This window comes from Streptomyces akebiae (assembly GCF_019599145.1).
GTDB lineage: Bacteria > Actinomycetota > Actinomycetes > Streptomycetales > Streptomycetaceae > Streptomyces > Streptomyces akebiae.
Map to the genome: position 1 here is coordinate 6,867,401 of NZ_CP080647.1, position 13,661 is coordinate 6,881,061.

Here is a 13,661-nt window from a genome sequence, read left to right on the forward strand (position 1 = left end):
CGCGGTGCTTTGGCGTTGCGTCGTCGGCCGTCCTTTCCGGACCATCGAGGAGCCCACGCGATCATGGCGAACCGCCAGCAGCCCACGTCCATGCCGATCCACAAGTACGGGCAGTACGAGCAGGTCGACATCCCCGACCGCACGTGGCCGAACAACCGGATCACCGTCGCCCCCCGCTGGCTCTCCACCGACCTGCGCGACGGCAACCAGTCCCTGATCGACCCGATGTCGCCCGAGCGCAAGCGCCGGATGTTCGACCAGCTGGTCAAGATGGGCTACAAGGAGATCGAGGTCGGCTTCCCCGCGTCGGGACAGACGGACTTCGACTTCGTACGGTCCATCATCGAGGAGCCGGGCGTCATCCCGGACGACGTCACCATCTCCGTACTGACCCAGGCCCGCGAGGACCTGATCGAGCGGACCGTGGAGTCCCTGAAGGGCGCCAAGCGGGCCACCGTCCACCTGTACAACGCCACCGCCCCCGTCTTCCGCCGCGTCGTCTTCCGCGGTTCCAAGGACGACATCAAGCAGATCGCCGTGGACGGCACGCGGCTGGTGATGGAGTACGCGGAGAAGCTGCTGGGCCCCGAGACGGAGTTCGGCTACCAGTACAGCCCGGAGATCTTCACCGACACCGAGCTGGACTTCGCGCTGGAGGTCTGCGAGGCGGTCATGGACGTCTGGCAGCCCGGTCCGGGCCGCGAGATCATCCTCAACCTGCCCGCCACGGTGGAGCGTTCGACGCCGTCGACGCACGCGGACCGCTTCGAGTGGATGGGCCGCAACATCTCCCGTCGTGAGCACGTCTGCATCTCCGTCCACCCGCACAACGACCGCGGTACGGCCGTCGCCGCCGCCGAGCTGGCGCTGATGGCCGGCGCCGACCGTGTCGAGGGCTGTCTGTTCGGGCAGGGCGAGCGCACCGGCAACGTCGACCTGGTCACCCTGGGCATGAACCTGTTCTCCCAGGGCGTCGACCCGCAGATCGACTTCTCCGACATCGACGAGATCCGTCGCACGTGGGAGTACTGCAACCAGATGGAGGTCCACCCGCGCCACCCGTACGTGGGCGACCTGGTCTACACGTCCTTCTCCGGCTCCCACCAGGACGCCATCAAGAAGGGCTTCGACGCCATGGAGGCGTCCGCGAAGGAGCAGGGCAAGACGGTCGACGACATCGAGTGGGCCGTCCCGTACCTGCCGATCGACCCCAAGGACGTCGGCCGGTCCTACGAGGCCGTCATCCGGGTCAACTCGCAGTCCGGCAAGGGCGGTATCGCGTACGTCCTGAAGAACGACCACAAGCTGGACCTGCCGCGCCGGATGCAGATCGAGTTCTCGAAGCTGATCCAGGCGAAGACGGACGCCGAGGGCGGCGAGGTCACCGGCTCCGACATCTGGGCGGTCTTCCAGGACGAGTACCTGCCCAACCCCGACAACCCGTGGGGCCGGATCCAGGTCCGCAACAACCAGTCGACCACCGACAAGGACGGCGTGGACACGCTGACCGTGGAGGCCGAGGTCGACGGCGTGGAGACCACCCTGGTCGGCACCGGCAACGGCCCGATCTCGGCGTTCTTCCACGCGCTGCAGGGCATCGGGATCGACGCCCGCCTGCTGGACTACCAGGAGCACACGATGAGCGAGGGCGCCTCCGCGCAGGCCGCCTCGTACATCGAGGTCGCCATCGAGGACAAGGTCCTGTGGGGCATCGGGATCGACGCGAACACGACGCGTGCCTCGCTGAAGGCGGTCGTCTCCGCCGTCAACCGCGCGTCCCGCTGACCAGCCCGACCGGCGGTTTGAAGGTCCCGTTCGCCGAATTCCGGCGGACGGGGCCCGTCGTTTACCGGCCAAACCCTGTGCAGGTCGCGGGTAGGCCTCGTCCGGAGTACTGACTGCGCCTCACGGATGTGGCTAACATCACGCAAGCGCGGCAATGTTGCCGAGGTGGCACTTCCCGCGCCCAAGGGGCCGTGTGTGGGGGAGTTACGGAGGTGCGACGTGCTGCCAGGACGGGACCCGATCGGCCGTGCCGCCGCGCTCGCCGGCGACGCGCGGACCAGCCGCGCCACCGGCTTCTCGCGTGTGCTGGGCACCCGGATCTCGTGGACGGGCGTCGGTGACGGCGAGTTCTTCTGCCCCGGCTGCGGAGGCGACCGCAACTACCAGCGCCTCACCGGGCGCCGCCGCTTCACCCTCCTCGGCGTCCCCGTGCTGCCCCGCGGCGAGACCGGGCCCGTGGTGGAGTGCGCGGCCTGTCGCCACCACTACGCCGTCGACGTCCTCGACCACCCCACCACCACCCGCTTCTCCGCGATGCTCCGCGACGCCGTCCACACGGTCGCCCTCGCCGTCCTCGCGGCCAGCGGCACCTGCTCCCGCACGTCGTTGACCGTCGCCGCGACCGCCGTCCGCTCCGCCGGGTTCGACGACTGCACCGAGGACCAACTCGGCGCCCTGGTGGAGGCTCTGGCCGCCGACACGGGCCGCGTCTACGGCGCACCCTGCGGGCCCGGTCTCGCCATAGAGCTCCACGAGGCCCTGGACCCGCTGGCACCGCATCTGGCCCCGACCGGCCGCGAGGCGATCCTGCTGCAGGGCGCGCGGATCGCCCTGGCGGACGGGCCGTACACCCCGGCGGAACGGGACGCGCTGGCCACGGTCGGCGCGGCGCTCACCATCTGCGCGGACGACGTGACCCGACTGCTCGCGGCGGCCCGGACTCCGTCCTAGCCCGGCCGTTCGTACACGTGGATCGTCGCCGGAGACACTTCCCACGGCACTGCGAGGTCCCAGGTGAGGACGACCGACACGGCACCCTCCGCTCCGGGAGCGCTCCCACTCATCGGCCACGCGGGACGGCTGGCCCGCGACGGGCTCGGGTTCCTCGAAGAGCTTCGCGCCCTCGGGCCCGTGGTCCGGATCCGGCTGGGGCGCACCCCCGTCCACGTCGTCAACGCCCCCGACCTCGTCCAGCGGATGCTGGTGGCGGGCAACGGGGTGGAGTTCGACAAGGGCGGACCCTTCTTCGACCAGGCCGCCCAGCTCGTGGGCGGCGGCCTCTCCACCTCCCTGGCCGGGCCCCACCGCCCGATGCGTGCCGCGCTGCGGCCCGTGTTCACCCGCCACCGACTGCCCCACCACACCGAGCGGTTCCGTGACTGCGCGCTCGAAGTGACCTCGACGTGGCGGTCCGGGCAGGCCGTCGAGCCGTACACGGAGATGAAGCACTACGCGGTCGCCGTCCTCGCCAGGACCCTCTTCCTGGCCCCGGAGGACCGGCAGGCCGTCGAGGCGGTCCTCCGCAATGTGCCGGTGATGCTGTCCGCCCTGGCCACCCACATGATGGTGCCCGGCAGCAACCGGCTGCCGACCCCCGAGAACCTGCGGAACGCGCGGGCGACCCGCGAGACGCGCGCGGCGGTCGCCGCGATGGTCCGGCGCCGGATGAGCGACCCCACCGACCACCACGACCTCATGTCCGCCCTGGTGCCGCCGGACCGCCCGGCGGCCCACACCGACCAGGAGGTGTTCGACCAGGTCATCACGTTCTTCATCGGCGGCACGGAGACCATGGCGTCGCTGCTGTCCTGGACCCTGCACCTGCTCAGCCGCCACCCCCGCGCGTACGAACGACTGGAGGCCGAACTGGACGACGTGGTGGGCGACCGGCCGGTCACCCACCAGGACCTGTCCCGGCTGACGTACATGAGGCGGGTGATGAACGAGTCGCTGCGGCTGCACCCGCCCGTGTGGCTGCTCAGCCGCGTCGCCCTCGTCGACACCGAACTGGGCGGCCACCCCCTGCCCGCCGGCGCGGGCCTGCTCTTCAGCCCCTACGCCCTCCACCGGGACCCGGCCGTCTTCGCCGACCCCGAGCGGTTCGACCCCGACCGCTGGAGCGAGGACCGGGTCGACCGCCGCCAGCGGGAGGCGTTCATCCCCTTCGGGGCCGGCGCCCGCCGCTGCATCGGCGACACGTTCGGCCTCGCCGAGGCGCAGACGGCCCTCGCGGTCATCCTCGGCGGCTGGCGGATACGGCCGCGGCCGGGCGGCGGCCCCGAACCACTGCTGCGGATGACCATGGGGCCGCAAGGGGACCGGCTGGTCCTCGACCGCCGGGCCGACCGGGCCCCCGACGGCGGGGCGGGTGTACTCCCCGGGGAGTAGTAAGGCCGCCGGGCCGCCCCCGGCAGTACCGCTCAACTCGCCCTCACGCGCGACGAATCGGCCCTCCCGCGCCGGGAGTCTGGTGACGTCCGAGAACGTCCGCAGAGGGAGGGGGGACCCCGCCATGGGGCCCGCAGAGACGAAGGTGCGTACACGTCGGCGAGCCGTGCCCTGGCTGGTGCTCGGGTTGTGGGTGGTGCTGCTCGCCGTGGTCACGCCGTTCGCGGCGAAGCTGTCCGAGGTGCAGAACGACCGGGCCGTGGACTACCTGCCGGCGAGCGCGGACTCGACCCGGGTGGCGAAGATCCAGGACCGCCTGCCCGGCGGCGAGACCACCGAACTGGTGCTGGTGTACCACCGCGACGGCGGGCTGACGGCCGCCGACCGGGCCGCCGCCGAGCGGCAGGTCGCCGAGATCGGCGAGCGGGACCGGTTGGCGGCCGAGCCGGAGGGCGTGCCGTCGCAGGACGGGACCACCCTCATGTACCCGGTCGCGAGCAACGGGCCCGGCACCGACGAGAAGCTGCGGGACGCCTTCGTCGAGCGGGTACGCGCGGTCGCCCACAGCGAGGGAGGACTGACCGTCGAGGTGGGCGGGCCCGGGGCCCTCGCCACCGACGCGGGCAAGGTCTACGAGTCGCTCGGCGGGCCACTGCTCTACACCACCGTCGCCGTCGTCGCCGTCCTGCTGATCATCATCTACCGCAGCCCCGTGCTGTGGCTGGTGCCGCTGGTGGTCGCCGGCATCGCGGACTTCATGTCGATGGGCGTCGCCTACGGGCTGAACCAGGCCTTCGGGACGACCGTGTCCGGGCAGAGCTCGGGCGTGATGACGATTCTCGTCTTCGGCGCCGGCACCGACTACGCGCTGCTGCTCGTCTCCCGCTACCGCGAGGAACTCCGGCGCGTCGAGCGGCCGTACGAGGCGATGAGGGTCGCCCTGCGCGGCTGCGGGCCCGCCGTGCTCGCCTCCTCCGGGACGGTCGCCGCCGGACTGCTCTGCCTGCTGGCCGCCGACCTCAACAGCAGCCGGGGCATGGGCCCGCTCGGGACGGTGGGCGTCCTGTGCGCCCTGCTCGCCATGCTCACCCTGCTCCCTGCCCTCCTCGTCCTGCTGGGACGGCGGGTGTTCTGGCCGCTCGTCCCGGCGTACGGCAGTGAGCCCAGGCGGCGCAGGAGCCTGTTCTCGGCGATGGGGTCCTCCGCCGGGCGGCGCCCGCTGACCGTGCTCGCGGGCGGGGCCGTCCTGCTGGGCGCGCTCGCGCTCGGCACGCTCAACCTGCCCGGATCGCTGAAGCAGGAGGACTCCTTCGTCGACACACCCGAGTCGGTCGCCGCCATGGAGACCCTCGGCACGGCGTTTCCCGGCCTGGGCACCCAGCCCGTCTCCGTGATCACCCCGACCGGCCGCGCCGACGCCACGCTCGCCGAGATCGAGGCGCACGACGGGGTCGCGACGGCCGCGCGGGGCCGCACCGGCGGGGGCTGGACCGAGATCTCCGTCATCGCGCGGAGCGCGCCGCAGTCGGCCGCCGAGACGGCCACGATCGAGTCGCTGCGGGAGGCCCTGCCGGAGGCCTACGTCGGCGGGCCCAGCGCCGAGCAGATCGACCTGTTGGACACCAACGCCCGGGACCGGCTCGTCGTCGTGCCCATCGTGCTCGTGTCCGTGCTGCTCATCCTCGTCGCCCTGCTGCGCAGTCTGGTCGCGCCGCTGCTGCTCGTCGTCGCCGTGGTCGCGGTGTGGGCTGCCTCGCTCGGCATCGGCGGACTGCTCTTCGGGCCGGTGTTCGGGTTCGAGGGGACCGATCCGGGGCTCGGGCTGCTCTCGTTCGTCTTCCTCGTCGCCCTCGGCGTCGACTACGGCATCTTCCTCATGCACCGGATGCGCGAGGAGTCCCTGGCCGGCGCCGAACCGGCCGTCGCCGCGCTCACCGCGCTGCGCACCACGGGCGGGGTCATCGCCTCCGCCGGGCTCGTCCTGGGCGCGACCTTCGCCGTGCTGTTGAACATGGGTCTCGTCCAGCTCGTGCAACTGGGCTTCGTCATCGCGGTCGGCGTCCTCCTCGACACCTTCCTCGTCCGGACCTACCTCGTGACCAGCGCGAGCGTGGCGCTGCGACGGAAGGTGTGGTGGCCCGGACGCCTGTCCCGGGAACCGGCGCGTCCCGTGCGTCCGCCGGAGGCCCCGGACCGGGAGCGGGTGGCGGTCCGCTGACGGCCGGAACCGGTGACCCGGGTGCCCCTCCCTCCCGGAGGGGCGCCCCTGTGGCGGAGGATGAGCCCGTGACGGGGAGCACGAGTACGAACGGGGCGGCCACCGGGGTGGGCGCGGTGTGGCCGGCGTTCGTCGAACGGCTGCGTACGGCCACCGGGACCACCGCCCTGCGGTATGACGCGTATCTCGCGGCGGCACTGGCCGTCTTCGACTGGGTGACCGCCACGGCGGTCACGGGAGACGGGCGGGTGCCGGACCCACCGGGGTTCGCCCTGCTCCTCGCGGTCCATGTGCCGCTGGTCTGGCGCCGACGCCGGCCCGTGCTCGCGCTCTGGGCGCTGGTGGCCCTCGTCGCCCCGTACCACGCGCTCGACTACAACCACCCGGCCGCCGTGGCACCGGCCATGCTCGCGCTCTACACGGTCGCGGTGAGCGGCACGGCCCGCCGTACGCTGCTCAACGGCGCGGCCGTCGTGACCCTCACCCTGTGCGTCAACGCGCTGTTCACCCCTCACCAGATCCCGGAGTTCCTGCGGATCTCCGGTTGGATCGTCTCCGTCCTCGTCTTCGGCGGCTACGTCCGGGTGCACCGCCAGTACGTCGACTCCGTCGTCGAACGCGCCGAGCGCGCCGAACGCACCCGGGAGGAGGAGGCACGGCGCAGGGTCGCGGAGGAGCGGCTGCGCATCGCCCGTGACCTGCACGACCTGCTCGCCCACAGCATTACGCTCGTCGGTGTGCAGACCTCCGTCGCCGCGCACGTCCTGGCCGCCGACCCCGACCGCCTCGACCGCGCCGCCGTCGCCAGGGCCCTGGACGACATCGCCGAGACCTGCCGGACCGCCCGCGGTGAACTGCGGGGCACGCTGGAGGTGTTGCGCGAGTCCGAGTTCGCGTACACCGGTGCCGGCGCCGGAGGCCCCCTGCCGGGCCTCGACGGCCTCTCGGACCTCGTCGACGCGGCCCGCTCGGCGGGCGCCCGCGTCGAGGTCACGGTCGCGGCGGACGGCGTGCCCCCGGGGGTGGGGGCCGCCGCCTACCGAATCGTGCAGGAGGCACTGACCAACGCCGTACGGCACGGAGGAGAGAACCTGGTGATACGGGTGGAGGTGCGGGCCGGGGGAGGGGCCCTGCGGGTGCGGGTGACGGACGACGGGGTGGGGGGAAGGGGAGCGGTGGGGACGGGAGCGGGTGGGACGGACCCCGGTTTCGGGATCCTCGGGATGCGCGAGCGGGCCCGCAGCGTGGGCGGCACGGTGCAGGCGGGGCCACGGGCGGACGGCGGCTTCGAGGTGGAGGCGGTGCTGCCGCTGGGCGGGGTGGGAACACGGCACGCGGTCGCTGGTGGTGGCGGTGGCGGTGGTGGCGGTGGTGGCGGTGACGGCGGTGATGCCGGTGGCCGACTCGACCCCGGCGCTCCCGGCGCCCCCGGTGCCGCCCCCGAGCCGAAGGCGGCCCGATGAGCGACCGTACGATCCGGGTCCTCCTCGCCGACGACCAGACGCTCGTGCGAGCCGCCTTCGCCATGCTCGTGGAGTCGGCGCGGGACATGGAGGTGGTGGGGCAGGCGGGGGCGGGCCGGGAGGCGGTGGAGCTGGCGCGCACCACGCGGGCCGACCTGGTCGTCATGGACCTGCGCATGCCCGACCTCGACGGCATCGAGGCCACCCGGCTCATCGCGGCGGACCGGGACCTCGCGGGCGTACGGGTCCTGGTGCTCACCACCTACGACACGGACGACCACGTCGTGGAGGCCCTGCGGGCCGGTGCCTCCGGGTTCCTCGTCAAGGACACGCGGCCGGCGGAACTGCTCGACGCCATCCGTACGGTGGCCGCCGGCGAGGCCCTCCTGTCCCCGGGCCCCACGGCCCGGCTGATCGCCCGGCTGCTCCGGGGCCCCACCGCGCCGACCGCCCTGCCCGACGGCGGCCCCGACTGTCTCTCCGACCGGGAGAAGGAGGTCCTCACGCTCGTGGCGCGCGGTCTCAACAACACCGAGATCGCCGACACCCTGGGCCTCAGCCCGCTGACCGCCAAGACCCACGTCAGCCGCATCATGGGCAAGCTGGGCGCCCGGGACCGCGCCCAGCTGGTGATCGTGGCGTACGAGTCGGGGATGGTGACCCCGGGAGCGATCTGAGCCCCCGCCCCGGTCCTGCCACGGTCCCGTCGCGGGCTTTCGACTTTCGACGCCGACGTGGGACGTCAGAGCAGACCCGCCGCCGCCAGGTACTTGCCGACCTGCTCGGTCTCCGCCTCCGACAGGGGGATCTGGGGCTCCGCCGTGGCCGGGCAGGCGATGACGCCGCGCAGGTGCAGGGCGGCCTTGAAGGCGCCGAGGGCGGAGGACGAGCCGCCCATGCGGGCCGGGTCCCCGGCGCCGACCATGCCGAAGAGGGCGCACAGGCGCTCCTGTTCGGCGCGCGCCCGGTCCAGGTCGCCGGCACGGAAGAGGCGGTGGAGGCGGACGTACCCGGCGGGATCGACGTTCGCCAGCCCCGGCACCGCACCGTCGGCGCCCAGGGCGAGCGCGGAGTCGACGAGGAGTTCGGAGCCGGTGAGCACGCTGAAGCCGGTGACGGCGGGGTCGGTGCGGGCGCCCGTGACGACCCTGCGGAACGCGGCCAGGTCGCCGCTGGAGTCCTTCAGGCCGGCCAGGACCCCGTCCGCCGCCAGTTCCAGGACCACGTCGGCGGGCAGCTGAGAGTGGACGGCGACCGGGATGTCGTAGGCGAGGACCGGGACGGGGGAGCCCGCGGCGAGCAGCCGGTAGTGGCGGGAGACCTCCGCCGGGTGGGTGCGCGTGTAGAAGGGGGCGGTCGCCACGACGGCCTCCGCTCCGGCGGCGGTCACGGCCCGGACGTGGTCCAGGACGCGCGGCGTGGTCATGTCGATCGCCCCGGCGAGGACGGGGAGTTGGCCGCCGAGGTGGCCGACCACCGTCTCCACGACCCGGCGCCGCTGCGCGTCCGTCAGGAAGGCCGCCTCCGACGACGAACCGAGCACGAACAGCGCGTCCACACCGCCCGCCACGAGATGGTCGACCAGCCGGACCAGTGAGGGGACGTCCACCTCGCGCTCCGGTGTCAGGGGCGTGCAGACGGGCGGGATGACACCGGTCAGCGGGGTGGGGATGGTCATGACGGCTCCCTGGTGCTGGACATCGCTGGGCATCGCTAGGCATCGCGTACGCAGTCCGGCGCGGGCGCGGCCACCGCCTGGGCGACCAGGTCGCGCGTCGACTCCGTCTCCTGCACAGGATGGTGGCAGCGGAACCGGTGTCCGGGCGCCGACGCGGCCGCGAAGTCCGGCATGATCTCCGCGCAGACGTCGTCCGCCTTCCAGCAGCGGGTACGGAACGGGCAGCCGCTCGGTGGCCGGGTCGCCGACGGGACGGGGCCCACCAGGGGGATCGGGTCGATCGGGTCCAGCAGGCCGGGCGTCGCCGAGAACAGCGCGCGGGTGTACGGGTGCCGGGCGCGGTCGGTGACCAGGGCCGCCGGGCTCTCCTCCACGATCCGGCCCAGATACATGGTGATCACCCGGTCGCTCATCCGCCGCACGGTCTGGATGTCGTGCGAGACGAAGACCAGCGCCAGGCCGAGGCGTTCCCTGAGGTCGAGCAGCAGGTTGAGGATCTGGGCGCGGACCGAGACGTCCAGGGCGCTCGTCGGCTCGTCCGCCACCACCAGCTCCGGGTCGAGCGCCAACGCCCGCGCGATCGCCACGCGTTGCCGCTGACCGCCGGAGAGCTGTCCGGGCAGACCGTCCGCGAGCGCCGGGGGCAGGCCGACCAGGGACATCAACTCCCTCACCCGGTCCTCCCGTTCGGCCGGGGTGCCACGCCGGTGCACATCCAGCGGGTCTCGGAGGATCCGGCGGACCGTCAGCCGCCGGTTCAGGGCCGTCGACGGGTCCTGGAAGATCATGCCCGTGCCGCCGCCGACGGTCGCCCGGCGCTCGCCCGGCGCCATGGACCACAGGTCCCGCCCCCGGAACGCCACCGTCCCGGACGTCGGCCGGTCCACGCCCACCAGCAGCTTCGCCAGCGTCGACTTGCCGCACCCGGACTCGCCCACCACGCCCACCGTCTCGCCGGGTGCGATCACGAGATCGGCGCCGGTCAGGGCGTACACCCGGTCGCGGGTGAACACCCCGCCGCTGCGCGCCCGGTGGACGACATGGGCCCCCGAGACCTCCACGAGCGCGTTCACCCGGTCACCTCCGTACCGTCCATGAGGTCCACCGCCGGGTGGTGGCAGGCCGCCGCGTGCGTACGGGTGCCCAGCAGGGCCGGAGCCGTCGCACGGCAGACCTCGCTCGCCCGGGGGCAGCGGTCGGCGAAGCGGCAGCCCGCAGGGAAGTCGGCGGGGGAGGGGACGGCACCCCTGATCTGGGTCATCCGCTCGGCCGCCGACTCCAGCGACAGGACGCTTCCCAGCAGCCCACGCGTGTAGGGGTGGGAGGGCCGCTCCACCAGGTCCGCCGTCACCCCCGTCTCGACGATCTGCCCGCCGTACATCACCACCACCCGGTCGGTCACGTCCGCGACCAGGGCCAGGTCGTGCGAGACGAGGACCAGGGCGAAGCCGAGCTCCTCGCGCAGCCGCAGCAGCAGTTCGATGATCTGCGCCTGGACGGTCACGTCCAACGCGGTGGTGGGCTCGTCGGCCACGATCAGCCGGGGCGCCCGGGACAGGGCCATCGCGATGAGGACGCGCTGGCGCTGGCCGCCGGAGAGTTCGTGCGGACAGCTGCGCAGGGTGCGGTCGGGGTCCAGGCCGACCAGGCGCAGCAGTTCGGGCGCGGAGCGCCTGCCGCCCCGGCGCACCACCTGCTTCAGCTGGGCGCGGATCGTCATCGCCGGGTTCAGGGAGGACAGGGCGTCCTGGTAGACCATCGCCATCTCGTGGCCGAGCAGCCGACGCCGCGCCCGCATCGGCTCGCCCACCAACTGCCGCTCGCCGAAGAGGACCTGGCCGCGCACGCGGGCGCCCCTCGGTTGCAGGCCCATCACCGTCAGCGCGGTCAGCGACTTGCCGCAGCCCGACTCGCCCACCAGGCCCAGGACCTCACCGGGGCGGACGTCGAAGCTGATGCCGTCGACGATGTCCACGCCCCGGTGCCGTGCGTCGAAGCCGATCGCCAGGTTCCGTACGGACAGCACCGGCCGGCCCTCGGGGAGGGGACGGGCCCGGGAGCGCAGTCGTACGGCCGCCTCGGCGAGGCCGGGCAGTTCCGTGACCTCGCCGCCGCCCGAGTCCAGGTCGCCCGCCACGACGTCCTCCGGGCGGCCCGCCCGCTCCCGCGACTCCACCGCTCCCGGCTCTCCCGGCTCTGCCCGCGCTCCCGGCTCCGTCTCCCGGGCGACCGGCGCTGCCCACGCGTCGGAGACGCCCTCGGAGAGGACGTTCAGGGAGAGCACCGTGACCAGCATCAGCAGACCGGGGAAGACGGTCGCCCACCAGCCGCCGGTCAGCACCATGTTCTTGCCGTCGGCGATGACACTGCCCCATGACGGGTCCGGCGGCCGTACCCCCGCGCCGATGAAGGAGAGCGACGCCTCGAAGACGATGGCCTCGGCCACCTGCACCGTGCAGAACACGAGCACCGGGGCGGCACAGTTGATCGCCACGTGCCGGATCACGATGTGCGGGGTGCGGGCCCCTATCACCCGCTCGGCGGTCACATAGTCCTCGCCGTACTGGTCGAGGACGTTGGCCCGGACGACCCGGGCGACCGGCGGGGTGAACAGGAACGCGATCGCGCAGATCAGCACGGTGATCCCGCCGCCGAAGACGGCCACCAGGACGGCGGCCAGCGCGATGCCGGGGAACGCCATCACCACGTCCAGGCAGCGCATCAGGGTCTCGTCGACCGCCTTGCGCGAGGTCGCGGCCACGGCCCCGACGACCGCCCCCACGACCAGCGCCAGCCCGGTGGCGCCGAGCCCGATCGCCAGCGACCAGCGGGCCCCGTACATCAGCCGGCTCAGGATGTCCCGGCCGAGGCTGTCCTGGCCCATCCAGTGGTCGGCGGAGGGCGCGCCGGTGCCGCCGACCAGGGTCTGCTGGTCGAGCGGGTCGTGCGGCGCGAGCCATGGGGCGAGGAGCGCGGCGAGGACCACGACCGCCAGGAAGCAGACCGCGATCCGGGTCGGCGGCGGCAGCCCGTGCCAGGAGCGCGGCCGGACACCGGGCCGGGAGAGGGCCTCGGTCAGGCGCCTGCGCGTGGTCACGATCAGACCGAACATCGGGCATCAGCTCCCGTCCGGGCGTCGGGACAGCGGCCCGCATCGCTCGATGGGCGTCAACTCGCCTCCCTGAGGCGGGGGTTCACCAGCAGATAGAGGACGTCGATGACGAGGTTCACGACCACGAAGCCGGCGGCCGTGGTCAGCACGACCCCCTGGACGACCGCCGGATCGCCGTTCTTCACGGCGTCGATCATCAGCTTGCCCATGCCCGGCAACGAGAAGATCGTCTCGATGACGACCGCGCCGCCGAGCAGATAGCCGACGCGCAGCCCCAGCACGGTCAGCGGATTGATCAGCGCGTTCCGCAGGACGTTCCGGCCCACCACCACCCGGGGCGGCAGACCGCTCCCGATCGCCGTCCGCACGTAGTCCTTGTCCAGCTCCTCGACGACCGCCGTCCGCACGATCCGGGTGAGCTGCGCCGCCACCGGCAGCGACAGCGCGAGCGCCGGCAGGGTCATCGTCCTCAGCCACCTGCTGAGGGAGTCCGCCGGATTGACGTACCCGCCCGTCGGGAACCAGCCCAGGTCCACCGCCAGGTACTGGATCATCAGCAGCGCCAGCCAGAACCCGGGCGCGGCCACCCCGGTCAGCGACACCACCCGGATGAGCTGGTCCGGCAGCCGGTCCCGGTGGATCGCCGCCGTCACACCGCCGAGCAGCGCCAGCACGACGGCGACGCCCAGTCCGAGGAAGGTCAGCTGGAGCGTGAGCGGCAGCGCGGTCGTCACCTGGTCGACCACGGGCGCCCGGGTCAGCGCGCTGATCCCCATGTCCCCGTGCAGCAGATCGCCGACGAAGCCGGCGTACCGGACCGGCAGGGGATCCAGCAGCCCGTTCTCCTCCCGGAACTCGTGCAGTTGTTCCGGCGTGGGATTGGCCCCCTGGAAGAACGCGGACGCCGGGTCGACGTCCGAGAACCGCATGACCACGAAGACGAACAGGATGATCCCGAGCAGCAGCGGGACGAGGAGGGCGATCCGCCGCAGCAGGATGCGCAGGACGGCGACCACG

At 73.0% G+C, this 13,661-nt stretch carries 10 protein-coding genes; 6 read left to right on the forward strand and 4 right to left on the reverse strand.

Going from position 1 to position 13,661, the window contains the following annotated elements:
• The first annotated feature begins 63 nt into the window (after positions 1–63).
• From leuA to K1J60_RS29635, 6 genes are all read left to right on the forward strand, one after another.
• A complete protein-coding gene (leuA, locus tag K1J60_RS29610) occupies positions 64–1,785 on the forward strand; it encodes a 2-isopropylmalate synthase (RefSeq protein ID WP_220648855.1) in 1,722 nt (573 codons plus the stop codon).
• Positions 1,786–2,004: 219 nt separating this feature from the next.
• On the forward strand, positions 2,005–2,736 hold the full coding sequence (locus K1J60_RS29615) for a tellurite resistance TerB family protein (protein ID WP_220648856.1): 732 nt from the start codon (positions 2,005–2,007) through the stop codon (positions 2,734–2,736).
• 63 nt (positions 2,737–2,799) lie between these two features.
• Positions 2,800–4,173 carry a cytochrome P450 gene (locus K1J60_RS29620; protein WP_220648857.1) on the forward strand — a complete coding sequence of 458 codons (1,374 nt, stop codon included), beginning with the start codon at positions 2,800–2,802 and terminating at the stop codon, positions 4,171–4,173.
• Positions 4,174–4,297: 124 nt separating this feature from the next.
• On the forward strand, positions 4,298–6,391 hold the full coding sequence (locus K1J60_RS29625) for an MMPL family transporter (protein WP_220648858.1): 2,094 nt from the start codon (positions 4,298–4,300) through the stop codon (positions 6,389–6,391).
• Positions 6,392–6,459: 68 nt separating this feature from the next.
• Complete coding sequence (locus K1J60_RS29630; RefSeq protein ID WP_317619731.1) at positions 6,460–7,854, forward strand: sensor histidine kinase; 1,395 nt, start codon at positions 6,460–6,462, stop codon at positions 7,852–7,854.
• Positions 7,851–8,531, forward strand: a complete 681-nt coding sequence (locus K1J60_RS29635) for a response regulator (protein ID WP_220648860.1) — start codon at positions 7,851–7,853, stop codon at positions 8,529–8,531. The genes K1J60_RS29630 and K1J60_RS29635 overlap by 4 nt, the downstream gene beginning before the upstream one ends.
• A 65-nt stretch (positions 8,532–8,596) precedes the next feature.
• Here the strand turns inward: K1J60_RS29635 and K1J60_RS29640 are convergent, their stop codons facing one another.
• From K1J60_RS29640 to K1J60_RS29655, 4 genes are read right to left on the reverse strand one after another with little or no spacing between them, the layout of a single operon-like run.
• On the reverse strand, positions 8,597–9,532 hold the full coding sequence (locus K1J60_RS29640) for a dihydrodipicolinate synthase family protein (RefSeq protein WP_220648861.1): 936 nt from the start codon (positions 9,530–9,532) through the stop codon (positions 8,597–8,599).
• A 35-nt stretch (positions 9,533–9,567) separates the two neighbouring features.
• On the reverse strand, positions 9,568–10,605 hold the full coding sequence (locus tag K1J60_RS29645; RefSeq protein ID WP_220648862.1) for an oligopeptide/dipeptide ABC transporter ATP-binding protein: 1,038 nt from the start codon (positions 10,603–10,605) through the stop codon (positions 9,568–9,570).
• On the reverse strand, positions 10,602–12,644 hold the full coding sequence (locus K1J60_RS29650) for a dipeptide/oligopeptide/nickel ABC transporter permease/ATP-binding protein (RefSeq protein WP_220648863.1): 2,043 nt from the start codon (positions 12,642–12,644) through the stop codon (positions 10,602–10,604). Before K1J60_RS29650 ends, K1J60_RS29645 begins: the two co-directional genes overlap by 4 nt.
• A gap of 56 nt (positions 12,645–12,700) precedes the next feature.
• Entirely contained in the window at positions 12,701–13,660 is a 960-nt protein-coding gene (locus K1J60_RS29655) for an ABC transporter permease (protein WP_220648864.1), read from the reverse strand.
• Position 13,661 lies beyond the last annotated feature (1 nt).

Excerpts from the sequence above, each read along its gene's own strand:
- leuA (WP_220648855.1), top strand. The coding sequence starts at position 64 with ATGGCGAACCGCCAGCAGCCCACGTCCATGCCGATCCACAAGTACGGG.
- K1J60_RS29625 (WP_220648858.1), top strand. The coding sequence starts at position 4,298 with ATGGGGCCCGCAGAGACGAAGGTGCGTACACGTCGGCGAGCCGTGCCC.
- K1J60_RS29635 (WP_220648860.1), top strand. The coding sequence starts at position 7,851 with ATGAGCGACCGTACGATCCGGGTCCTCCTCGCCGACGACCAGACGCTC.
- K1J60_RS29640 (WP_220648861.1), bottom strand. The coding sequence starts at position 9,532 with ATGACCATCCCCACCCCGCTGACCGGTGTCATCCCGCCCGTCTGCACG.
- K1J60_RS29650 (WP_220648863.1), bottom strand. The coding sequence starts at position 12,644 with ATGTTCGGTCTGATCGTGACCACGCGCAGGCGCCTGACCGAGGCCCTC.